Source organism: Allobosea sp. ASV33 (genome assembly GCF_016428755.1).
Classification (GTDB): domain Bacteria; phylum Pseudomonadota; class Alphaproteobacteria; order Rhizobiales; family Beijerinckiaceae; genus Allobosea.
This window is the reverse complement of sequence record NZ_JAELTI010000098.1, coordinates 1-19,869: the sequence shown is the minus strand read 5'-3', so window position 1 is coordinate 19,869 and position 19,869 is coordinate 1. Positions and strand designations below refer to the sequence as shown.

Here is a 19,869-nt window from a genome sequence, read left to right as displayed (position 1 = left end):
GGACGATGACGCGCACATTGCTGTCGGCCTCGAGCGTCAGGACGGCGTCGGCGATGCGCGCCTTTATGTCGAGGTTCAACGCATTGCGACGCTCCGGTCGGCTCAGCGTGAGGACCGCGACGCCATCGGAAGCGTGCTCGACCGTGACGATTTCGGGGGCGCCCATCTAGCGCCCCCCGAAGACCGGCTTGCGCTTCTCGGCGAAGGCGCGCTGCGCTTCCTTCGTGTCCTCGGAGGAGGCCAGCGCCACGGTCTGCGACTGCTCGAAGCGATAGCCGTCGCGCAATTCGAGTCCTTCGGTGACGTTGAAGGAGCGCTTGGCGGCCTGCACGGCCGACGGGCTCTTTGCGGCGATCTCGCGCGCGATCCCCTGCGCCAGCCCGAGCAGGCGCTCGGCCGGCACGCAATCCGAGGCGACGCCCATCCGGTAGAGCTCGGCGCCGCGCATCCGGCGCGCCGTGTAGATCAGCATCCGCGCATCGGATTCCCGGAAGAAGCGCCTGACATGGCTAACGCCACCGGCCAGCCCGACATCGACCTCGGTCATCGCGAAGAAGGCCTCCTCCGCCACGAGAATGATGTCGCAACACAGGGCCAGCACGCAGCCCGCGCCGATGGCCGCGCCATTGACCGCGGCGATGACCGGCTTTGAGCATTCCATCACCGTGTCGAAGGAGGCGCGCACGAGGCGGTTATGGCGCGGATAGGCGCCGGGCTCCTGCGCCAGGCCGGGCCGCTCCTTCAGGTCCGCGCCGGCCGAAAAGGTCTTGCCGGCGCCGGTCAGCACGATCGCCCGCACATCGGCACGGTCGCTCAGCATGTCGAAGACGGCGACGATCTCCTCCCGGAACTGGCGGTTCTGCGCGTTGACCGGGGGGCGATCGATCGTCACCGTCGCGACGAAATCGCTGACCTCGACTGTCAGGCACTCAAAAGCGTTGGCCATCTGAAACTCCGTATCGAACGCGGCCGCGAGGCGGCATCAGAATCCGTAGAGCTTGCGGGGATTGTCGACGAGGATCCGGCGGCGAAGCGCCATATCCGGAACCCATTCCGCGAAGAGATCGAGCAGGTGCCCGATATCGGGCGCCCGCTCGGCAAGGCGCAGATGCGGCCAGTCCGAACCCCAGACCACGCGGTCTGGATTGGCCGCGATCAGGGCATCATGGAACGGCCGGGCATCGGCATAGTCCGGAAAATCCTGCGAGCAGCGGCACAGCACGAGCTTGATCCAGAGCCAGCCTTCCTGGAGCGCATCGAGGATCGCCTTGAAGGAGGGATCGTCCAGCCCGCGCGCGATCTGCAGGCCGGCCATATGGTCGAGCACGATCGGAAGACCGCTGGCGCGGTATAGCGGCAGGTTCGCGACATGCCGGTCGATTCCGGCCCAGATCTCCGCGTGCCAGCCCCTATCCCGCATGCCGGGCGCCATCGCCGCAAGAGCTTCCGTGCCGACCGAGCCGGGAAAGGGGCCGGTGCCGCCGGGCACGGTCATGTCGTTGAAGCGCAGACCGCGAATGCCCGCCGTGTGCCAGGCATCGAGATCGGCCTGCGGGACCTGGTCGCTAGCGGCAGCGATGCCGCGCAGGCGGCCATCGCCCTCAGCCAAAGCGTCGAGGATCGGGGACGGGTCCTCGCCATAGGCGCCCGGCTGGACGAGGATGCCACGGCTCAAGCCAGTGGTCGCCAGCATGTCGCGATGCGCTGCCGCCGGAGCCAGGGGCGCGACGTAATGCATGGGATGCGAAACGGGGAAGCGGTCGTAGGGACCGAAAACATGGGCATGGCAATCGCAGGCCCCAGCCGGCAGCGCCCAGACGGGCGCCCGATGCGATCGCGGGGCGACCGTCTCAGTCACGGTGGGTTTCCTCGGACTGTTGCAAGGCCGCCGGCAGGCGCGTCGGCCCGTCCTGCAACTTGGGAAGGGGCGGCGCCGCGCCGTCCGGCAGCGGAATTCCATGTGCGTTCAGCGTCATCGAGACCATCGTGTAATAGCCGATCACGCCGGTGAGCTCGACGGCGCCGCGCGGTCCCCACCGCGCGACGATCGCTTCATGCACGTCATCGGGCACGGTTCCCGTCTGCACGAGCAGGCGGGCATAGTCGTAGATCTCCCGCTCCTCATCCCCAGCGAAGGCCGGCGCATGGCCCAGGCGGATGGCCTCGATGCAGTCCGCACCCAGGCCAGCGACCTTCGCCGCTTCCGCATGGATGAAGAACTCCAACTGGCTGTTCCAGTGGCGCCCGACGACGATGATGGCGAGTTCGTTGAGCCTGGCCGGCAGCAGCGTCGCATAACGCAGGAACTCGCCGAGCCTCGACCAGCGCGTGGCGAGTTCCGGGCTATGGATCACGGCGCGCAGCGGCCCGACCAATCGCCCGCGCGGCCCGGAGACGACCTCGTCATAGAGCTTGCGCTGATCGGCGGTCATCTCGTCGACGGTCGGGAGGTGGAGGCGCCCCATTCTGCGTTCCATCAGGATTGTTCGGCCAGGCCGATATCGCGGAGGATCTCGTCGGTATGCTGCCCGAGCAAGGGCGGCGGACGATCGAACGAGAGCGGCTCGTTCTCGAAGTTCAAGGGGCTTACGACCTGCGGGACCTTGCCGGCGAGCGGATGCGGCAAATGGCGCAGCATGCCCCGATGCCTGACCTGCGGATCGTCGAACACTTCGGGCACCGTATTGATCGGCGCGCAGGGCACGCCGACCGAATCGAGCGCGGCGATGAGCGCGTCGCGATCGAAGCGGCCGAAAGCGGCGCGCAACAACGGATCGAGCAAGCCGTGATTGGTGACGCGCGCCGGATTGGTCGCGAAGCGCTGGTCCTGTGCCCATTGCGGCTCGCCGAGGGCTTCGCAGAGCTTGGCGAACTGCCCGTCATTGCCGACAGCCAGCACGATGAAACCATCGGCGCAGGGGAAGACGTCCTGCGGCTGGATATTGGGATGGCGGTTGCCGCCGCGCACCGGCGCTCGGCCCGAGACCAGCCAGTTCATCGCCTGGTTGGCGAGGAAGCCGGTCTGAACATCCAGCATGGCGAGGTCGATATTGTCGCCCTTGCCGGTCTCGTTGCGCCGGACCAGCGCGGCGAGCACGCCGACCGCGGTGTACATTCCGGTCATGATGTCGACGATCGGAACGCCGACCTTCTGCGGCCCGGCGCCGGGCATGCCGTCGCGCTCGCCGGTGACGCTCATCACGCCGCCCATGGCCTGGATCGCGAAATCATAGGCCGCGGCGGATTTGCGCGGGCCGCTCTGCCCGAAGCCGGTCACCGAGGCGAAGATCAGGCGAGGATTGATCGCCTTCAGCGCCTCGTAGTCGAGGCCGTAGCGCGTGAGCGTCCCGACCTTGTAGTTCTCGACGACGATGTCGCTTTTGGCCGCGAGACGGCGGATGATGTCCTGCCCTTTCGGGCTGGTGATATCGACGGTGATCGAGCGCTTCCCGCGATTGACGGAGAGATAATAACCGGCTTCGCTGGTCGGGTTGCCGGCCTCATCCTTGAGATAGGGTGGTCCCCAGGCGCGGGTGTCGTCACCGGATTCCGGACGCTCGACCTTGATCACGTCGGCGCCGAGATCGGCGAGGATCTGCGTCGCCCATGGGCCGGCCATGATCCGGCTGAGATCGAGGACCCGGACATGGCTGAGAGGGCCCTGGCGCCGGATGTCAGCCATCGTCGCGGACCTCCGTGGCGATCGCCGACGGGCGCTGGCGGAACGCATCGTGCCATTGGGCGAGCTTGGGGTGTCCAGCCCGCCAGTCGAGATCGGCGAAGCGGAAATCGAGATAGGACAGGCAGCAGCCGAGCGCGATTCCCGAAAGCGGCAGCGGCCCCGGCGCGATCGGGCCGGCTTCGCTCTCAAAGCGCGCCAGAGAGGCTGATGCCTTGGTGGCGAAGCTCGACAGCCATTCCCCTGTCTGCTTTTCCGCGGGCTTGTTGCGTTCGTTGCGCCAGAGGATCAGCAGGTCGAGAAAGCCGGTCGCCAGCGCATGACGGCTGAGCTCGCTCCAGCGCTCCGCGCCTGCGACGGGAATGATCACCCCGCCACCGGCTAGTGAATCGAGATATTCGCAGATCACCCCTGAATCGATCAGCGCCGAGCCGTCGGCCAGCACCAGCGTCGGAATCTTGCTCAGCGGATTGTCGGGCAGCAGGTCCGGGTTCGGCTTCGTCATCTGTACGACCGTACGCCGCAGCGTCAGCCGATCGGTGAGGCCCAGCTCATGCGCGGCCACCATCACTTTCCGCACGAAAGGCGATCGCGGCGACCAGTGAAGTGTCATATCGCCCATTGCACGCCCCCAAAGCCGATCGGTGCAGATCTATTAGTTTAGTTTTATGGCCTATAACAACCCGGAGCTGACCTGTCGAGCGCGATGGCGGATCGGGTTGCCAGACGCGGACGCCGTTAGACCCGCAAATCATGCGGGATCGTGTGGTGATCGAGCTCTCAAGGTCGAGCGGCGGCCGCGGTTGACGATGATCCATTACGGCAATAGGCTAGTCTTATGTCCTTTTAAAAAATGAGCAGGAGGAAACGATGAAGGCAATCCATGCTGCTTTCGCGGCAGCGGCTATCGCGGCGTCGGCTGTGTCCGCACAGGCCGGCACGCTCGAGAAGGTCAAGGAGCGCGGCGAGCTGATCTGCGGGACGAGCCCGGGCGTTCCCGGCTTCTCGCTGCCGAATGCGCAGGGGCAATGGGGCGGGCTCGATGTCGATCTCTGCCGCGCCGTCGCAGCAACGGTCCTGGGCGATGCCAAGAAGGTCAAATACATCTCGCTGAACCCGAAGGATCGCTTCGCGGTCGTTCAATCCGGCGAAGTCGACGTGCTCTCGCGCCAGACCACTTGGTCGCTGTCGCGCGACACCACCCTCGGCCTGTCCTTCTCGGCGATCACCTATTTCGACGGCCAGGCGCTGATGGTCAAAAAGTCGCTCGGCATCAAATCCGCGAAGGACCTCGGCGGCGCGACGGTCTGCGTCCAGGGCGGCACGACGACTGAACTGAACATCGCCGACTTCTTCCAAAAAAACGGCCTGAAATACGAGCCGGTGAGCTTCGCGTCGGGCGACGAGGCGATCAAGGCTTTCGAGACCGGCCGCTGCGACGTCTTCACGACCGATGCGTCCGCCCTCTATGCCTATCGCCTGAAGGTCGCCAATGGACAGGATTTCGCGATCCTGCCGGAACTGATCTCGAAGGAGCCGCTCGGGCCGGCGGTGCGCCGTGGCGACGAAGCCTGGGCCAATATCGTCCGCTGGACGCATTACGCGATGGTCAATGCCGAGGAGCTCGGCCTCACCTCCGCCAATGTCGACGAGCAGCTGAAATCGGCCAATCCCGAGATCAAACGCTTCCTCGGCGTCGACGGCAATCTCGGCGAAGGCCTCGGGCTGACCAAGGACTGGGCCTACCGGATCGTCAAGCAGGTCGGCAATTACGGCGAGAGCTACGATAAATATCTCGGGCCGTCCTCGCCTCTGGGCATCCCGCGCGGCGCCAACAATCTCTGGTCGAAAGGCGGCCTGCAATACGCCCCGCCCGTTCGCTGACGGAGCCCTCCGGCGCGCCGGAGGCTACCGCTTCGGGGCAGTCTCATACGCGGCGGAACAATGGCGAGCCCATGGCAGTTTCCGCTCCATCGCAAGGATGGAGGCAATCATGGGCTTGCTCGAAATCAGCATGGTTCTAGCCTGCGCTTCGGCTTTCGGTTTCTACATCTCGGCCGGGGAAGATTGATCGGCAGACGCAGCCGCTGGCATCAACGATGGGAGTCGCACCGGTGCCTGGGCCTCGGAAGCGTGGTAATGAGCCGCCATGACACGGGGGACAGCATGATGCGCAATCTCATCGCGGCGATGGCCGCCGTGCTGGCCGTGCTGATGTCGCTGCCTGCCAGCGCACAGTTCGACGCGACGCCGGGTAACGGGCCGCTGGTGCCGGGCGGGCCGCGGCAAGGCCTGGGGCCGCCGTCGATCACCGACAATGTCCCGGATATCCGGCTGCATTCGAGCCAGGGCGGCATTCCCGGGGCCGGCCCGGCGGTCGGTTCCGGAGCCAACCGTCCGGGCTTCTACGAGCCGTCTTCGACGCGTCTCTCCCGCAGGGCCGACCGGACGAGCGGATTCGGGCGTCATTGCCGGACGTCATCAAGGCAATGCACGCTTGCGAGGCCCGCCGCCCTGGGTGACGACTGCTCCTGCCGCGTCCCGAAAGGCGGGCGCAGGCATGGCTATGTCGTCCGATAGCCTCCCCTGACCAGCGCCGCCTCCGCTCGCTGCGGAAGCGATGAACAGGCTCATGCAACCGCAATCGGCCAAACAGGAGCTGCGCCGCGCCTTCCGGCGCATCGAGCAGGAATTGCCCGCCCGGATGGCGGCCGGTCTGAGATGGCTGCGCCATCCCCGCTCGCGGCTCATCCGAATCCCCGCGGGGCTCCTGCTGATCGCCGGCGGCGTGTTCTCGTTCCTGCCTTTGCTGGGCTTCTGGATGCTGCCGCTCGGCCTGCTCCTGCTCGCAGCTGACCTGCCCGTCCTGCAGCGGCCGATGGCGCGGTTCGCCTTGTGGTGCCTCGGCATGCTCGATCGCTTCCGCTCCCGACGGAAGCGGGATTGAAGCCGAGCATCAGGCCTCCAGCGGGGCAGGCGCGGGCGAAGCGGTCCGCTCCTTGACCAGCCTGGCGATGCCGGCGAAATCGAGCTTGCCGGAGCCGAGCACCGGTACGGCCGGCACGACCACCACCTCCGCGGGAATCATCAGATCGGACGCGCCCCTGCCCTTGGCGAAGGCCTGGAAGGCGGCGCGGGTCGCGTCCTTCTGCTGGGTCACCAGCACCAGCCGCTCGCCCTTGCGGGCATCGGGGAGGCTCGCGACGCCCGAGAGCACGCCCGGCCAGCATTCGGCGGCGAGCGCCTCGACCGCGGCGAGCGAGACCATCTCGCCGGCGATCTTGGCGAAGCGCTTGGCCCGGCCCTTGATGGTGACGAAGCCGTCCTTGTCGATCGCGACGATATCGCCGGTATCGTGCCAGCCCTCGGGCGGCGGTTCCAGCACGCCCGGATTCTCCGACCTGAGATAGCCCAGCATGATGTTGGGGCCGCGGACATGAAGGCGGCCGCCTTCTTCCACGCCCGGCATGCGTTCGAGCCTGGCTTCCATGCCCGGCATGATCCGGCCGACCGTGCCGAAGCGGTTGAACATCGGCGTGTTCAGCGCCAGCACCGGCGCGGTCTCGGTGACGCCATAGCCTTCGAGGATGCGCAGGCCGAATTTCTCGGCATAGGTGCGTCGCGTCGTGTCCTTCACCGGCTCGGCGCCGGCCACGATATAGCGCAGCGAGCGCAGGTCGTAAGGGTGGGCGGCGCGGGCATAGCCGGTGAGGAAGGTGTCGGTGCCGAACAGGATCGTCGCGTTCGAGCCGTAGACCAGTTCCGGCACCATCCGGTAGTGCAGCGGCGAGGGATAGAGATAGACCGGCACGCCGGAGACCAGCGGCAGGATCAGCCCTGCCGTCAGGCCGAAGGAGTGGAAGACCGGCAGCACGTTGAAGACCTTGTCGCGCCGGCCGAAATCGATCCGCGCCGCCGCCTGCGCCGCATTGGCCAGCATGTTGGAATGGCTGAGCACGACCCCCTTGGGCGCGCCTTCCGAGCCCGAGGTGAACAGGATCGCCGCGCGGTCCGAACCCTTCGCGGGCTCGATCGCCTGGCCATGGCGCCAGAGCGCCCAGAGCTTGTCGCCGGTCGAGACGGTGGCGCGGACGTCTTCGAGATAGATGATCTTCACATCGGCCGAGAGCGCCTCGATCAGCGGCCCCATCCGGCCCTTCTCGACGAAGGCGCGCGAGGTGACGATGGTCTTCACTTCAGCCGCCTTGCAAGCGGCGGCGATGTTGCCGGCGCCGGCCGTGAAATTGATCATCGCCGGCACGCGCGCCGCCGACATCAGGCCGAGCAGCGTCACCGCCGCGCCATTGGCGTTGGGCAGCATCACGCCGATCGCCTCGCCCCTGGCCGCCAGCGGCATCAGCTTGCGGCCGAGCACTTCAGCCCCGATCAGCAGGCGCTTGTAGGTCAACGTGCCCGTGATCGGATCCTCGACCGCGATGCGGCCCTCGCCGTTGCGCTTCGCGGCTTCCGCCACGGCCTCGAAGACGCTGCGGTCGATATCGGTGGTCTTGAAGATCAGATCCGACATGATCTGGTAGAGTGCCGCACCCGCCGCCTGGCGGCGCGGCTTGCCCTTCAATTCGTCCGGCACGGTGAGCGAGACCGGATCGAGTACGGTGACGCGCACCTTGGGGAACCAGCGCCGGCGGACCTGCTCGCGGGTCAGGCGCGAGAAGATCGTCGCTTCCAGCCCCTCGATGCGAACCGGGACGATCGGCACGCCCGACTTCTCGGCGATCATGCCGACGCCGTCATAGACCTTCATCAGGCTGCCGGTGACGGTGAGGCGTCCTTCCGGGAAGATCACCAGGCTCTCGCCGTTCTTGACCGCATTGATCAGCGAGCGCGTCGCCAGCGGGCGCGAGGGGTCGAGCGGCATGGCCCGCGTCAGCTTCAGGAAGGGTTTTACCCACCAGCGCTGGGCGATGCCGTGGTCGATGGCGAATACCGGCTCCTTGTCGAGGATCGAGAGCGCCAGCGCCGCATCGAGGAAGGAAACGTGGTTTAGCGCGATGATGGCGTTGTCGCCTGCCTTGGCGATGTTCTCGCGGCCGGTGACCTCGACGCGGTAGAAGGCGCGGAACAGGATCGAGAGGAAATCGCTGACCGGATTGGTTGGCAGCGTCCGGAAGATCCAGACGGAAGCCGCGACGGTCATGGCGCCAATCAGCATGAAGAGATGGCTGAGCGTCAGGCCAGCCGCCTGCAGCAGGGCGACGACCGCCGCGCCGGCGACCATGAAGGCGGCCGAGAGCACGTTGACGGCGGCGACGATGCGCGCCCGCTTCTCGGCCGGCGCCCAGGCCTGGGTCGCCGCGAAGGAGGGCACGATGAAGATGCCGCCGGCGATGGCGAGGCCGGCAAGGTCGATGCCGACGCGCCAGGCGGACGAAGTGGCGAAGAAGGCGTCGAGATCCTGCGCCGGCTGATGCGCGACGATGCCGGAGACCGCCCAGCCGAGATCGAGCGCGAACAGGCCCATGACGATGCCGGCAACCGGGACGGGCAGCAGCACGATGCGCCCGCTGGCCAGGAAGGAGCCGATGCCGGAACCGATCGCGATGGCGATGGCGAAGGTGGCGAGATAGGCCGAGACGACCATCTCCGTGCCACCCATGCCGTTCTTCACCAGCGCCGGCAGCAGCGCCATCACGACGGCGCCGATCAGCCAGAAGAGCGAGACCATGACACCGGTGCGCCAGAGCCGGGCATCCGCCCAGAGGTCTTTCAGGAGATCGCGGGTCGAGCGCAGGATGTTGCGGTCGATCACGAGATCGGGCGCGGCCGCTCCGGTCTTCGGAATAAACAGCGTCGAGACCCAGCAGGCGAGCGCGAAGACCATGATCAGCAGGCTGAGCTGCGCGGCATCGCCGCCCTCACGCGCCGTCAGGCCGCCGGCGATGGTGCCGAGCAGGATCGCGATGAAGGTCGCGCCCTCGATCAGCGCGTTGCCAGCCGGCAATTCTTCGCGCTTCAGGTGATCCGGCAGGATGCCGTATTTGATCGGCCCGAACAGGGCCGCGATGACGCCGAACAGGAAGAGCGCGGCGAAGAGCATCGGTACGGAATGGAGCGTGAAGCCGAGCGCCGCGACGCCGGCCGCCCCGATCTCGGCGAGCTTCAGGCGCTGGGCCATCATCGCCTTGTCGAAACGGTCGGCCATCTGCCCGCCGATGCCGGAGAGCAGGAAGAAGGGCAGAATGAACAGCCCGCCCGCCAGGGTGACCAGCGCCTCGCCATGCGAACCAGTCAGCCGGTAGAGGATGATGAAGACCAGCGCGTTCTTGAGGAAATTGTCGTTGAAGGCGGAGAAGAACTGCGCCCAGAACAGCGGCGCGAAGCGCCGCTTCAGCATCAAGGTGTCGATCATGGCGGGCTCACGGAAAGGACGGTGAGGTTGCATCGGCGGGGCTAAGCAACTCTTGCCTGCGCCGGCCGATCTCGATTTGCAGTTAAGCGCGGCTTGCCGGCATGGCAGCAAAGCTCACAGAGCCGGCTTGCCGGCATCCATCAGCAGGCGCTCGGTGCGTGCGTCCTCGATGCGGTTCACCAGCCTGGCGGCCTCGTGCACGTCGCGCACCGTCTTGGTCATGGTGATGCAGGACTGGACGAGCATGACGCAGCCCATGGCAAGATAACCCTTCGCCCACCAGTCCAGCGGCAGGAACATGATACCCGAGCCGACCATCACGGCGGCGGCGAAGAAGGAGGCGTAGGTGAAGCTCACCCAGGCACCGCTATGAGGCTGTACGTTCTGGTTCATGACGATCTCCCGGTTTGAAATGTGGTTGTCGTTGGATCAGTTGGCAGGCGCCATGGCGCGGCTGCGCAGGCGCTCCAGCACGTCCTCGGCCGTCGTCCGCAGCCGTGGGCCGAAGCCCTTGGCGGCGAGCTTCTCAGTGACGGAGGCCGCGGCCGCACCATCGAGTTCGTCGAGCGCGGTTTCGGCAGCTTCCGCCTCGACCTGACGCTCGCGCAGCCGCTTCAGCGTCTGCTCCGCCTCGGCCAGCGTCGCTTCATGGGCGGGACCGGGCTCGACCCGGCCCTGCCGCATCTGGCGCACGGCTTCCGAAGCGCGGGCGAGGCGCCGGCCACGGTCGAGCTCGGCGATGCGCGCCTGGGCCTGGGCGACATGGCGGCGCAGGCGGAGGATCTCCGCCGCGAACAGCGCCTGCGCGCTTGCAGCCGCATCGCGATCGGCCTCCAGGGCGGCAATCGCCTCGGCGCCTTCGCGGGCGAGGCTTTCATCGCCGGCCGCCAAAGCTGCCGCGACGCGGTTTTCCAGATCGGCGATGCGCGCGCTGCTTGAGGCGAGGCGCTCGGTCTCCTGCCGGTCCTGAGCGATCGCGATCGCCAGCGCCTTCTTGGCCCGCTCGAAGGCAGTGGCGGCATCGCGCATCTGCTGGTCGAGGATAAGGAGCGCATTGCGGTCGGCGAAGCGTTCCTCGGCAATGGCGGCGCCGCCGCGAACGAAGGTGAGAAACATCTTGAGCATTGGCTTTCCCCTGCTATGAACATCGTTCACGAGACAAGGCGTAGCGCATCCGTGAACGATGTTCAAGACATATTTTGAACATCGTTCAAAGTCAGCAGCACCACGCGGAACGAGAGCGACGGCATGACCACCACGGCAGCGCGACGGGAGCGGCAGCGCGAGCAATTGATCGATGCAGCGGAGCGAGCGATTGCTGCTAAGGGCCTTGCGGGCCTGAAGGCGCGCGAGCTCGCGCAGGAGATCGGCTGTTCGCTGGGTGCGATCTACAATCTCGTCGCGGATATGGACGAGCTCGTCCTGCGCGTCGGCTCGCGCACGCTGGCCCGGCTCGATGCCGCGCTCAGCGCGGCATCGCCGCCCGCTTCGTCACAGGAACAGGCTACCGACGCACTCGTTGCCGTCGCCCTCGCCTATTGCGCCTTCGCCCGCGACAACCTGCAGCTCTGGCGGATGTTGTTCGAGCATCGGATGGCCGAGGGTTCGGTGGTGCCCGACTGGGCGGTCTCGGAACAGATGACGATGTTCCGGCATATCCTCCAGCCGCTGGGCATACTGGTGCCGGAGCGCAGCGAGGAGGACAGGAACCTGCTCGGCCGGACGCTGTTCTCGGCGGTCCATGGCGTCGTCGCGATCGGGCTGGAAGAGAAGCTGATCGCGGTCCCCCGCCGCGAACTGGACCGACAGATCGAAGGCCTGGTGCGGCTGGCTTGCCGCGGCCTCGCGACGGATCCGTGACATCAAAGGCCGAGAGCATCCTGGCCCCAAGGTCCCGGCACTGGTCCGTTCCCTGCATAAAACCGCAGGACGGCATGCGAGCCGGCTATTCCGCCGGACGCATTACCGTGTGAAGATCGCACATCGCAGATGGATGACCGGCATGACGCAAGCCTACACGCTCGACGCCCTGAGAGAGGATGTCACGGCCGGCCGGATCGATACCGTGCTCGCCTGCCTCGTCGACATGCAGGGGCGCCTGATGGGCAAGCGCTTTCATGCAGCCTTCTTCCTCGAAAGCGGGCATCACGAGACGCATAGCTGCAATTACCTGCTCGCCACCGACATGGAGATGGAAACTGTAGCCGGCTATGCGGCGACGAGCTGGGCCGCCGGCTATGGCGACTACACGATGAAGCCGGACCTTTCGACCTTATGCCGCGTGCCCTGGCTCGAAGGCACCGCGCTCGTGCTCTGCGACGTGCTCGACCATCACGGCCATGACATCCCGCACTCGCCCCGCGCGGTGTTGAAGAAGCAGGTCAAGCGGCTCGAGGCCATGGGTCTCAAGGCCTATATGGCGACCGAGCTCGAATTCTTCCTGTTCGACCAAAGCTACGAGAACGCCTGCGCCGGCGGCTATCGCGACCTGAAGACCGCAAGCAGCTACAACGAGGACTACCACATCTTCCAGACGACCAAGGAAGAGGCGGTGATGCGGGCGATCCGCAACGGTTTGCAGGGCGCCGGCATCCCGGTCGAGAACTCCAAGGGCGAGGCTTCGGCCGGGCAGGAGGAGATCAATGTCCGCTATGCCGATGCGCTGACGATGGCAGACCGGCACGCGATCATCAAGAACGCCTGCAAGGAGATCGCCTGGGCGCAGGGCAAATCGATCACCTTCCTGGCCAAGTGGAGCAACGCCCATGCCGGCTCCTCCTCGCATATCCACCAGTCGCTCTGGACCGCCGACGGCAAGACGCCTCAGTTCCTCGATGCGCAGGCGCCGCACGGAATGTCGCCGCTGATGCGGAACTATGTGGCGGGGCTTCTCGCCCACGCTTCCGACATCACCGGTTTCCTCGCGCCCTATATCAATTCCTACAAGCGCTTCGTCGCCGGCACCTTCGCACCGACCAAGGCGGTCTGGAGCGCCGACAACCGGACCGCCGGCTATCGGCTCTGCGGCGCCGGCACCAAGGGCATCCGCATCGAATGCCGGGTCGGCGGCTCCGACCTCAATCCCTATCTCGCCATGGCGGCGCTGCTCGCGGCCGGTCTCGACGGCATCGAGAAGAAGATGGCGCTGGAAGAGGCCTTCGTCGGCGATGCCTATGGCGACCGGAACGTCCGCGAAATCCCCAAGACCCTGCGCGACGCGACCGTCGCGCTGAAGGGCTCGGCGATGCTGCGCAAGGCCTTCGGCGACGACGTGATCGACCATTATGTCCGCGCTGCCGAATGGGAGCAGGAGGAATACGATCGCCGGATCACAGATTGGGAAGTGAAGCGCGGCTTCGAACGCGCCTGACCCTCCGGCCCTACCCTCCAGAAATCCCTTTCAGTCGAACGGACAACGATGATGACGATGATCCGATGCGTGTCGCCGGTGGACGGCTCGGTCTATGCCGAGCGGCCGGCCCTGAGCCTCGACGAGGCCAAGGCCGTGGTGGCGCGCGCCCGCAAAGCACAGAAGGCCTGGGCGAAGCGCCCGCTCGACGAGCGCGTCGCGCTGGTGCTCAAGGGCGTCGCGCGACTCAACGAGATGGGGCAGGACGTGGTGACCGAGCTGGCCTGGCAAATGGGCCGGCCGGTGAAGTACGGCGGCGAGTTCAAGGGCTTCAACGAGCGCTCGAACTATATGGCCTCGATCGCTGGCGAGGCGCTGGCGCCTATCGTCATCGAGGACAGCGCTGCATTCAAGCGTTCCATCGCGCGCGAGCCGCATGGCATCGTCTTCGTGATCGCCCCTTGGAACTATCCCTACATGACTGCGATCAACTCGGTCGCGCCAGCGCTGATCGCCGGCAATGCGGTTGTCCTCAAGCATGCCAGCCAGACGCTGCTCACCGGCGAGCGATTGGCGCGCGCCTTCCACGAGGCCGGCGTGCCGGAAGAGGTTTTCGCCAATGTCTTCCTCGACCATGAGACCTCGTCGCGCCTGATCGCCGAGAAGCAGTTCGACTTCATCAACTTCACCGGCTCGGTCGCGGGCGGGCAGGCGATCGAGCGCGCGGCGGCGGGCACCTTCACCGGGATCGGGCTGGAGCTCGGCGGCAAGGACCCCGGCTATGTCATGGAGGATGCCGATCTCGACAAGGCGGTCGATACGCTGATGGACGGCGCGACCTTCAATTCCGGGCAATGCTGCTGCGGCATCGAGCGCATCTATGTCCATGAGAGCCTCTACGACGCCTTCGTCGAGAAATCGGTCGCCTGGGTCTCGAATTACCGGCTCGGCAACCCGCTCGATCCCGAGACCTCGCTCGGTCCGATGGCGCACAAGCGCTTCGCCCAGGTCGTCCGCGAGCAGATCACTGAGGCGACCGCGAAGGGCGCGCGGGCGCTGGTCGACCCTAAGCTCTTCCCGCAGGACGATGGCGGCGCCTATCTCGCGCCGCAGATCCTGGTCGATGTCGATCATTCCATGACGATCATGCGCGAGGAGACCTTCGGCCCGGCTGTCGGCATCATGAAGGTGCGCGACGATGCCGAGGCGGTCGCGCTGATGAACGATTCCAAATACGGCCTCACCGCCTCGCTCTGGACCGGCGATGCCGAACGCGCCGCGCGGCTGGGCGAGCAGATCGAAACCGGCACCGTCTTCATGAACCGCGCCGATTATCTCGACCCGGCCCTGTGCTGGACCGGCGTCAAGGAGACCGGCCGCGGCGGCTCGCTCTCGGTCATCGGCTTCCACAACCTCACCCGTCCGAAATCCTACCATCTGAAGAGAGCTGGCTGATGCCGATCACCGCGAACTGGAGCTATCCGACCGCCGTCAAGCTGGGCGCCGGGCGGATCAGGGAACTGGCCGATCACTGCAAGACACTCGGCATGAAGCGGCCGCTGCTCGTCACCGATCGCGGGCTCGCGAGCATGGCGATCACCGCCAACGCACTCGACATCCTCGAGGCCGGCGGGCTCGGCCGGGCGATCTTCGCCGATGTCGATCCCAACCCGAACGAGCGCAATCTCGATGACGGTGTCCGGGCCTTCAAGGCCGGCGGTCATGACGGCGTCGTCGCCTTCGGCGGCGGCTCCGGCCTCGATCTCGGCAAATGCGTGGCCTTCATGGCCGGGCAGACCCGCCCGGTCTGGGATTTCGAGGATGTCGGCGACTGGTGGACGCGCGCCTCGGTCGAGGGCATCGCGCCGATCGTCGCCGTGCCGACCACGGCCGGGACCGGCTCCGAGGTCGGGCGCGCCTCGGTCATCACCAATTCGCAGACCCATACCAAGAAGATCATCTTCCACCCGAAATTCCTGCCGGGCGTGACGATCTGCGATCCCGAGCTGACCGTCGGCATGCCCAAGGCGATCACGGCGGGCACCGGCATGGACGCCTTCGCGCATTGCCTGGAGGCCTATTCCTCGCCCTTCTTCCATCCGATGAGCCAGGGCATCGCGCTCGAAGGCATGCGGCTGGTGAAGACCTATCTGCCGCGTGCCTATGCCGATGGCGGGGATATCGAGGCGCGGACGCAGATGATGGCTGCCGCCGCGATGGGCGCCGTCGCCTTCCAGAAGGGGCTGGGCGCGATCCATTCGCTCTCCCATCCGGTCGGCGCCGTCTACCACACGCATCACGGCACCACGAATGCGGTGGTGATGCCGCCGGTGCTGCGCTTCAACCGCCCGGCGATCGAGGAGAAGATCGCCGCGGCCGCCGCCTATCTCGGCATCGCCGGGGGCTTCGACGGCTTCTACGATTTCGTGCTGAAGCTGCGCTCCGATCTCGGCATCCCCGACAAGCTCGCCGCGCTCGGCGTTGGTACCGACCGGATCGACGAACTGGCCGAGGCCGCGGTCGCCGACCCTTCGACCGGCGGAAATCCGGTGGAGCTTACGGTCGATGCGGCGCGCAAGCTGCTGATCGAGTCGATCTGAGAGCGACGGAAAGTTCAGCCGGCGCGCGATTTGCGGACGATGTTCGCAGCGCGCCGGATCGCGGTAATCGCTGCGCCGAACGCGATTACCCAGAGAGCTCCGACGAGCACCTGATTGCGGCCACTCCAGAGCGGCTCCGCCAGCGACAGCACGGCCGCGGCCGTGATCACCGCCATGCGGTGCTGCTTGGCCATCGGCCCCGAGAAATCGGCGGGCAAACCGCAATTGCGGCCGAGTTCGCGGGTATAGGCGGTCAGCACCGCGAAAGCAGCCGCGGCCCAGCCCAGCGCCGGCACACCCACGCCATAACCGGCACCGGCGAGGATCAGGATATCGGCGACGCGGTCCGGGAATTCGTTCCAGAAGGGCCCGTCCGGCGCCTGCTTGCCGCCCTCGATCGCCACCATCCCGTCGAAGAGATTGCAGAGCAGCCGGAACTGGCAGAACAGCGCGGCGACGAGCAGCAAGGCAACGCGGGACTCGCCCGTGGCCGTCCCCGCCTGCCAGAAGGCGACGCCGGTGACCGCCGCCATGACCATGCTCGCCATCGAGATCTGGTTCGGCGTTACGGAAGCCGTGCTCAGCTTGCGGGCGACGGCGCGGGCCCAGCCGGACTCACGGCTGGCGAGCGGGCGGCGGTTCTCGTCCTGCGCCATGTTCAGGCCTTCCGGATGCGCCAGAGCGAATAATTGTAGAGCGCGGCATAGCTCGTCGCGACGGTGAGCGGCACGGCGATCGTCTTCGCGATCTCGGGCGTGCCACTGAGCGTGTGCAGGAGAGTCAGCAGGCTCGCGGAGACGAGGCCAGCGATCACGGGCGGCGCCAGCAGGGCAGCGAGACCGGAGAAGCGGCTGGCGAGAAATTCGATCGCACGCTTCAGGACCAGCGTGATCGTGGCCGAGATCGCGCCCTGCAAGAGTCCGGCCTGGAGTGGCGCCGGCATGGGATGGGCGCGGTTGGCGAAGGCCGCCCAGCTCCCCATCGCCAGGAAGGCGAAGCCGACATGGACGATGCTGCTGCGCATCAGGCGTGCGAACGGCGCGCTCATACCGCCGACCAGCCGTAGCGGACGAGGTGGAAGAAGATCGGGGCGGAGAACACGACGGAGTCGAGCCGGTCGATGAAGCCGCCATGGCCGGCGATCAGGTTGCCCCAATCCTTGACGCCGCGATCGCGCTTGATCGCCGACATGACGAGCCCGCCGAAGAAGCCGAGGAGGACGATGACCAGCGCGAGGAAACCGGCCTGGAGCGGCGTAAAGGGCGTCATCCAGGACAGGCCCGCGCCGACGGCGGTGGCGCTGAGCGCGCCGCCGACAAAGCCTTCGACCGTCTTCGAGGGCGAGAGCTTCGGCGCGATCTTGGTACGGCCGATGAGCTTGCCCCAGACATATTGCAGGACGTCGCTGATCTGCACGACGATGACGAGGAAGGCGATCAGCAGGACGTTGCGGCCCTCGTAACCGGCGATATCGAGGCTGAGCAAAGCCGGTACATGCGAGGTGGCGAAGACGCAGATCATCAGCGCCCATTGCACCTCGGCGATGCGCACGAGGAAATGCTCGGTGTCGCCGCGTGCCGCCGCGATGATCGGCATCAGCAGGAAGGCGTAGACGGGGATGAAGATCGAATAGAGCCCATACCACTCGATCCAGATCAGGTAATACTGCACCGGCAGAACGACGAAGAAAGCCGCGGCCAGCGCCCAGTGATCGGCCCGGCGCGTATCGGTCAGCGTGATGAATTCCCGCAAGGCCGCGAAGGAGCAGAAGCCGAAGAGTAGCGTCACGCCGGTCTTGCCGCCGATCAGCGCCAGCCCCATCAGCACGACCATGACCCACCAGGCCCGAATGCGGTCGTTCAGGTTCTCGACCACGGCGTTCGAGCTATCGGGCGAGAGCTTGCGCTGCAGCACGAAGCCGATGGTCGAGGCGAGGACGAGGACGCCGAGGATGCCGGCGAGCACGGCCACCAGATCGGGATGCGGCATCGTCATGACGCGGTCGCCTTCGGGGACAGGGCGAGCAGCGCGGCCTCAGTCCGCGCCAGGAAATCCTGCTTGGTCTCGCCTTCGCTGAGGCGAAGCGGCGCGCCGAAGGTCACCGTGCAGATCAGAGGGATCGGCACGAACTCGCCCTTCGGCATGACGCGATTGAGATTGTCGATCCAGGCCGGCACCAAGGCCACGTTCGGCCGTGCCTGCGCCAGGTGAAACAGGCCGCTCTTGAACGGCAGCAGGCGGGCATCGGTGGTGTTGCGCGTACCCTCGGGGAAGACGATCAGCGAGGAGCCGGCGTCGAGCGCCTCGGTCATTTGCGCGACCGGGTCGCTGGTGCGGCTCTCGCGATCGCGATCGATCAGGACCGCATTGAAGACGTCGCGGCCGATGAAGCGGCGCAGGCCGCTTTTCAGCCAGTAATCGCTGCCGGCGACCGGCCGCGTCGTGAAACGCAGGCGCCGCGGCAGCACCGTCCAGATCAGGACGAAATCGCCATGGCTGGCATGGTTGGCGAAATAGATGCGCTGCTCGTCGCTGGGCGCTGCCCCTGCCCAACGGCCACGCACAGCCGTGATGAAGCGGGCGAAAAAGAGAATGAGCGCGCCAGCCAGACTTGCCCCTGCTCCACGCATCCTGCGATCCCGCCCCCGTTAGCCGCCTAGACGAGGTAGCGCCTGTTTCGAGCCCTGTCGATATCGGCGGCAGGCCGACGCAAGGGCAGCGGCTAGAACAGCCGGGGACAAAGGCTTCCCGTCCTCAGTGTCCATAGGGATCCGGCGCCGTGCCGTCCTCGGTGTCGGCATCGCACGGATCGAACGCGGCGGACCATGCGTTTAGCTGCTTCTTGTCGCTGCCGTCGAAAGCCGCCTGCCTGAGGAAGACGCGCAATGCCTGCCGACCGAAACGACTGCGCGGCGCCTCGAAAACATCCGGAGCATGGCCGGCGGCGATGGCCTCGCGCGCACTTCGCTTCAGCGCGATCAGCGCGGGATCGCCGAAGCGGTCGTGAAGTGCTTCGAACAACTTGAAGACCTCGCGATCGAAGGCATGCGGCCTTCCCAATCCATCCTTGAGCGGGTGCGCCGGAACGAGATGGGCGCAAGGCACGAAGCCTTCCGGCACCGGCTCGGTCGCGGCATGGGTGCGGCCGCTGCGCAGGAGCTGGGGCAGCACATGGGTATGCGGGCCTTCCGGGCTGCGGCCATCGGCCGGCGGGATTGGCTGGTAGACCTCGCAGCGCCCGAAGCGCGCGATGAAGACCCGGTGCGGGCCGGCCGCGACGATCGCGCCCATGGCGCGGTTTCCGGGCTCGAACAGGGAACGCCCAGTTGCCTTGCGCAGCACGTCGATCAGCGCCGGATCGGCCGTGCGGATGCAGATATCGGCCTGGAGCGTGCCGAGCCCCATGTCGAACAGGATGCCTGCCGCGTCCTGCGGACGCAGCGCGCCCGCGTCCGGGCCGAGTTCGGTCAGGACGGTGCGCCGGTTCATCGCGCAGGCCTGCTCGGGCAGACAGAGCGCGACGCGGTGGTTCCAGCCGCTGCCGACGGCGCTTTCGGATGCGTACAGGCGGACGCCGTCGAGCGCGCCGAAGCCGATGCCGCCGCGCGCCGTCGTCGCCGAGAGCCGGCCGGGTTCATCGACGATCTCGAACGGCTCGCCAGGGTCGCGCATGAATTCCGCGATGGCGCCGAAGGTACCGAGATTCCACTGGCTGCCGGTGTCCAGCAGATGATCGCGCAGAAGCCTGCGCACCGTATCGGTTCCGGTCATGAAGCGGTCTTTTCGTTGTCGAGGGTGCGCCAGGGCAGAAGGAAGGGCTCGCCGGCATGGGCGCCGCGCAGGGCCTGGATGCCGAAGACCTGCGCGAGCC

The 19,869-nt window shown here is 66.6% G+C and carries 21 protein-coding genes; 7 read left to right on the top strand and 14 right to left on the bottom strand.

Going from position 1 to position 19,869, the window contains the following annotated elements; genetic code table 11:
- From JHD80_RS29410 to JHD80_RS22250, 6 genes are all read right to left on the bottom strand, one after another.
- Positions 1-166, bottom strand: a 166-nt coding sequence (locus JHD80_RS29410) for an enoyl-CoA hydratase-related protein (RefSeq protein WP_465246548.1), incomplete at its 3' end; no start/stop codon positions are given.
- Complete coding sequence (locus JHD80_RS22270; protein WP_199091920.1) at positions 167-946, bottom strand: enoyl-CoA hydratase/isomerase family protein; 780 nt, start codon at positions 944-946, stop codon at positions 167-169.
- 36 nt (positions 947-982) lie between these two features.
- Entirely contained in the window at positions 983-1,858 is an 876-nt protein-coding gene (locus JHD80_RS22265) for an amidohydrolase family protein (protein WP_199091918.1), read from the bottom strand.
- On the bottom strand, positions 1,851-2,465 hold the full coding sequence (locus JHD80_RS22260) for a carboxymuconolactone decarboxylase family protein (RefSeq protein ID WP_199091916.1): 615 nt from the start codon (positions 2,463-2,465) through the stop codon (positions 1,851-1,853). The genes JHD80_RS22265 and JHD80_RS22260 overlap by 8 nt, the downstream gene beginning before the upstream one ends.
- An 11-nt stretch (positions 2,466-2,476) precedes the next feature.
- Positions 2,477-3,682, bottom strand: coding sequence for a CaiB/BaiF CoA transferase family protein (locus JHD80_RS22255; protein WP_199091915.1), 1,206 nt, complete (start codon positions 3,680-3,682; stop codon positions 2,477-2,479).
- Entirely contained in the window at positions 3,675-4,292 is a 618-nt protein-coding gene (locus tag JHD80_RS22250) for a glutathione S-transferase family protein (RefSeq protein ID WP_282568428.1), read from the bottom strand. Before JHD80_RS22250 ends, JHD80_RS22255 begins: the two co-directional genes overlap by 8 nt.
- 257 nt (positions 4,293-4,549) lie before the next feature.
- Here JHD80_RS22250 and JHD80_RS22245 point away from each other — a divergent pair, with 257 nt between their 5' ends.
- From JHD80_RS22245 to JHD80_RS22235, 3 genes are all read left to right on the top strand, one after another.
- Positions 4,550-5,563 carry an amino acid ABC transporter substrate-binding protein gene (locus JHD80_RS22245; protein ID WP_199091910.1) on the top strand — a complete coding sequence of 338 codons (1,014 nt, stop codon included), beginning with the start codon at positions 4,550-4,552 and terminating at the stop codon, positions 5,561-5,563.
- A 255-nt stretch (positions 5,564-5,818) separates the two neighbouring features.
- Complete coding sequence (locus JHD80_RS22240) at positions 5,819-6,259, top strand: hypothetical protein (protein ID WP_199091908.1); 441 nt, start codon at positions 5,819-5,821, stop codon at positions 6,257-6,259.
- A gap of 52 nt (positions 6,260-6,311) precedes the next feature.
- Complete coding sequence (locus JHD80_RS22235; RefSeq protein WP_199091906.1) at positions 6,312-6,626, top strand: hypothetical protein; 315 nt, start codon at positions 6,312-6,314, stop codon at positions 6,624-6,626.
- A gap of 9 nt (positions 6,627-6,635) precedes the next feature.
- On the opposite strand, the gene JHD80_RS22230 is transcribed toward JHD80_RS22235, so the two are convergent.
- The 3 genes from JHD80_RS22230 to JHD80_RS22220 form a co-directional block, all read right to left on the bottom strand.
- Positions 6,636-10,049 (bottom strand): acyl-[ACP]--phospholipid O-acyltransferase, encoded by a 3,414-nt coding sequence (locus JHD80_RS22230; RefSeq protein WP_199091904.1) that lies wholly within the window; start codon positions 10,047-10,049, stop codon positions 6,636-6,638.
- A 114-nt stretch (positions 10,050-10,163) separates the two neighbouring features.
- Complete coding sequence (locus tag JHD80_RS22225; protein WP_199091902.1) at positions 10,164-10,442, bottom strand: YiaA/YiaB family inner membrane protein; 279 nt, start codon at positions 10,440-10,442, stop codon at positions 10,164-10,166.
- Between the two features lie 36 nt (positions 10,443-10,478).
- Positions 10,479-11,174, bottom strand: a complete 696-nt coding sequence (locus tag JHD80_RS22220) for a PspA/IM30 family protein (RefSeq protein ID WP_199091900.1) — start codon at positions 11,172-11,174, stop codon at positions 10,479-10,481.
- 123 nt (positions 11,175-11,297) lie between these two features.
- Between JHD80_RS22220 and JHD80_RS22215 the strand changes: the two genes are divergently transcribed.
- The 4 genes from JHD80_RS22215 (at position 11,298) to JHD80_RS22200 (ending at position 15,998) form a co-directional block, all read left to right on the top strand.
- Entirely contained in the window at positions 11,298-11,909 is a 612-nt protein-coding gene (locus JHD80_RS22215; RefSeq protein ID WP_199091898.1) for a TetR/AcrR family transcriptional regulator, read from the top strand.
- A 142-nt stretch (positions 11,910-12,051) separates the two neighbouring features.
- A complete protein-coding gene (locus JHD80_RS22210) occupies positions 12,052-13,419 on the top strand; it encodes a glutamine synthetase family protein (protein ID WP_199091896.1) in 1,368 nt (455 codons plus the stop codon).
- Between the two features lie 51 nt (positions 13,420-13,470).
- A complete protein-coding gene (locus JHD80_RS22205) occupies positions 13,471-14,853 on the top strand; it encodes an aldehyde dehydrogenase family protein (RefSeq protein ID WP_199091895.1) in 1,383 nt (460 codons plus the stop codon).
- Entirely contained in the window at positions 14,853-15,998 is a 1,146-nt protein-coding gene (locus JHD80_RS22200) for an iron-containing alcohol dehydrogenase (RefSeq protein ID WP_199091894.1), read from the top strand. Before JHD80_RS22205 ends, JHD80_RS22200 begins: the two co-directional genes overlap by 1 nt.
- Before the next feature lie 14 nt (positions 15,999-16,012).
- On the opposite strand, the gene JHD80_RS22195 is transcribed toward JHD80_RS22200, so the two are convergent.
- From JHD80_RS22195 to JHD80_RS22175, 5 genes are all read right to left on the bottom strand, one after another.
- Complete coding sequence (locus JHD80_RS22195; RefSeq protein WP_199091893.1) at positions 16,013-16,654, bottom strand: CDP-alcohol phosphatidyltransferase family protein; 642 nt, start codon at positions 16,652-16,654, stop codon at positions 16,013-16,015.
- Positions 16,655-16,656: 2 nt separating this feature from the next.
- On the bottom strand, positions 16,657-17,046 hold the full coding sequence (locus JHD80_RS22190; RefSeq protein ID WP_199091892.1) for a hypothetical protein: 390 nt from the start codon (positions 17,044-17,046) through the stop codon (positions 16,657-16,659).
- Entirely contained in the window at positions 17,043-17,993 is a 951-nt protein-coding gene (locus JHD80_RS22185) for a phosphatidate cytidylyltransferase (RefSeq protein ID WP_199091891.1), read from the bottom strand. Before JHD80_RS22185 ends, JHD80_RS22190 begins: the two co-directional genes overlap by 4 nt.
- A complete protein-coding gene (locus JHD80_RS22180) occupies positions 17,990-18,628 on the bottom strand; it encodes a lysophospholipid acyltransferase family protein (RefSeq protein ID WP_199091890.1) in 639 nt (212 codons plus the stop codon). Before JHD80_RS22180 ends, JHD80_RS22185 begins: the two co-directional genes overlap by 4 nt.
- 124 nt (positions 18,629-18,752) lie before the next feature.
- A complete protein-coding gene (locus JHD80_RS22175; protein WP_199091889.1) occupies positions 18,753-19,769 on the bottom strand; it encodes a DUF6925 family protein in 1,017 nt (338 codons plus the stop codon).
- Positions 19,770-19,869: the final 100 nt, after the last annotated feature.

Excerpts from the sequence above, each read along its gene's own strand:
- JHD80_RS22270 (WP_199091920.1), bottom strand. The coding sequence starts at position 946 with ATGGCCAACGCTTTTGAGTGCCTGACAGTCGAGGTCAGCGATTTCGTC.
- JHD80_RS22260 (WP_199091916.1), bottom strand. The coding sequence starts at position 2,465 with ATGGGGCGCCTCCACCTCCCGACCGTCGACGAGATGACCGCCGATCAG.
- JHD80_RS22255 (WP_199091915.1), bottom strand. The coding sequence starts at position 3,682 with ATGGCTGACATCCGGCGCCAGGGCCCTCTCAGCCATGTCCGGGTCCTC.
- JHD80_RS22250 (WP_282568428.1), bottom strand. The coding sequence starts at position 4,292 with ATGACACTTCACTGGTCGCCGCGATCGCCTTTCGTGCGGAAAGTGATG.
- JHD80_RS22245 (WP_199091910.1), top strand. The coding sequence starts at position 4,550 with ATGAAGGCAATCCATGCTGCTTTCGCGGCAGCGGCTATCGCGGCGTCG.
- JHD80_RS22240 (WP_199091908.1), top strand. The coding sequence starts at position 5,819 with ATGAGCCGCCATGACACGGGGGACAGCATGATGCGCAATCTCATCGCG.
- JHD80_RS22235 (WP_199091906.1), top strand. The coding sequence starts at position 6,312 with ATGCAACCGCAATCGGCCAAACAGGAGCTGCGCCGCGCCTTCCGGCGC.
- JHD80_RS22230 (WP_199091904.1), bottom strand. The coding sequence starts at position 10,049 with ATGATCGACACCTTGATGCTGAAGCGGCGCTTCGCGCCGCTGTTCTGG.
- JHD80_RS22225 (WP_199091902.1), bottom strand. The coding sequence starts at position 10,442 with ATGAACCAGAACGTACAGCCTCATAGCGGTGCCTGGGTGAGCTTCACC.
- JHD80_RS22220 (WP_199091900.1), bottom strand. The coding sequence starts at position 11,174 with ATGCTCAAGATGTTTCTCACCTTCGTTCGCGGCGGCGCCGCCATTGCC.
- JHD80_RS22215 (WP_199091898.1), top strand. The coding sequence starts at position 11,298 with ATGACCACCACGGCAGCGCGACGGGAGCGGCAGCGCGAGCAATTGATC.
- JHD80_RS22210 (WP_199091896.1), top strand. The coding sequence starts at position 12,052 with ATGACGCAAGCCTACACGCTCGACGCCCTGAGAGAGGATGTCACGGCC.
- JHD80_RS22205 (WP_199091895.1), top strand. The coding sequence starts at position 13,471 with ATGACGATGATCCGATGCGTGTCGCCGGTGGACGGCTCGGTCTATGCC.
- JHD80_RS22200 (WP_199091894.1), top strand. The coding sequence starts at position 14,853 with ATGCCGATCACCGCGAACTGGAGCTATCCGACCGCCGTCAAGCTGGGC.
- JHD80_RS22195 (WP_199091893.1), bottom strand. The coding sequence starts at position 16,654 with ATGGCGCAGGACGAGAACCGCCGCCCGCTCGCCAGCCGTGAGTCCGGC.
- JHD80_RS22190 (WP_199091892.1), bottom strand. The coding sequence starts at position 17,046 with ATGAGCGCGCCGTTCGCACGCCTGATGCGCAGCAGCATCGTCCATGTC.
- JHD80_RS22185 (WP_199091891.1), bottom strand. The coding sequence starts at position 17,993 with ATGACGATGCCGCATCCCGATCTGGTGGCCGTGCTCGCCGGCATCCTC.
- JHD80_RS22180 (WP_199091890.1), bottom strand. The coding sequence starts at position 18,628 with ATGCGTGGAGCAGGGGCAAGTCTGGCTGGCGCGCTCATTCTCTTTTTC.
- JHD80_RS22175 (WP_199091889.1), bottom strand. The coding sequence starts at position 19,769 with ATGACCGGAACCGATACGGTGCGCAGGCTTCTGCGCGATCATCTGCTG.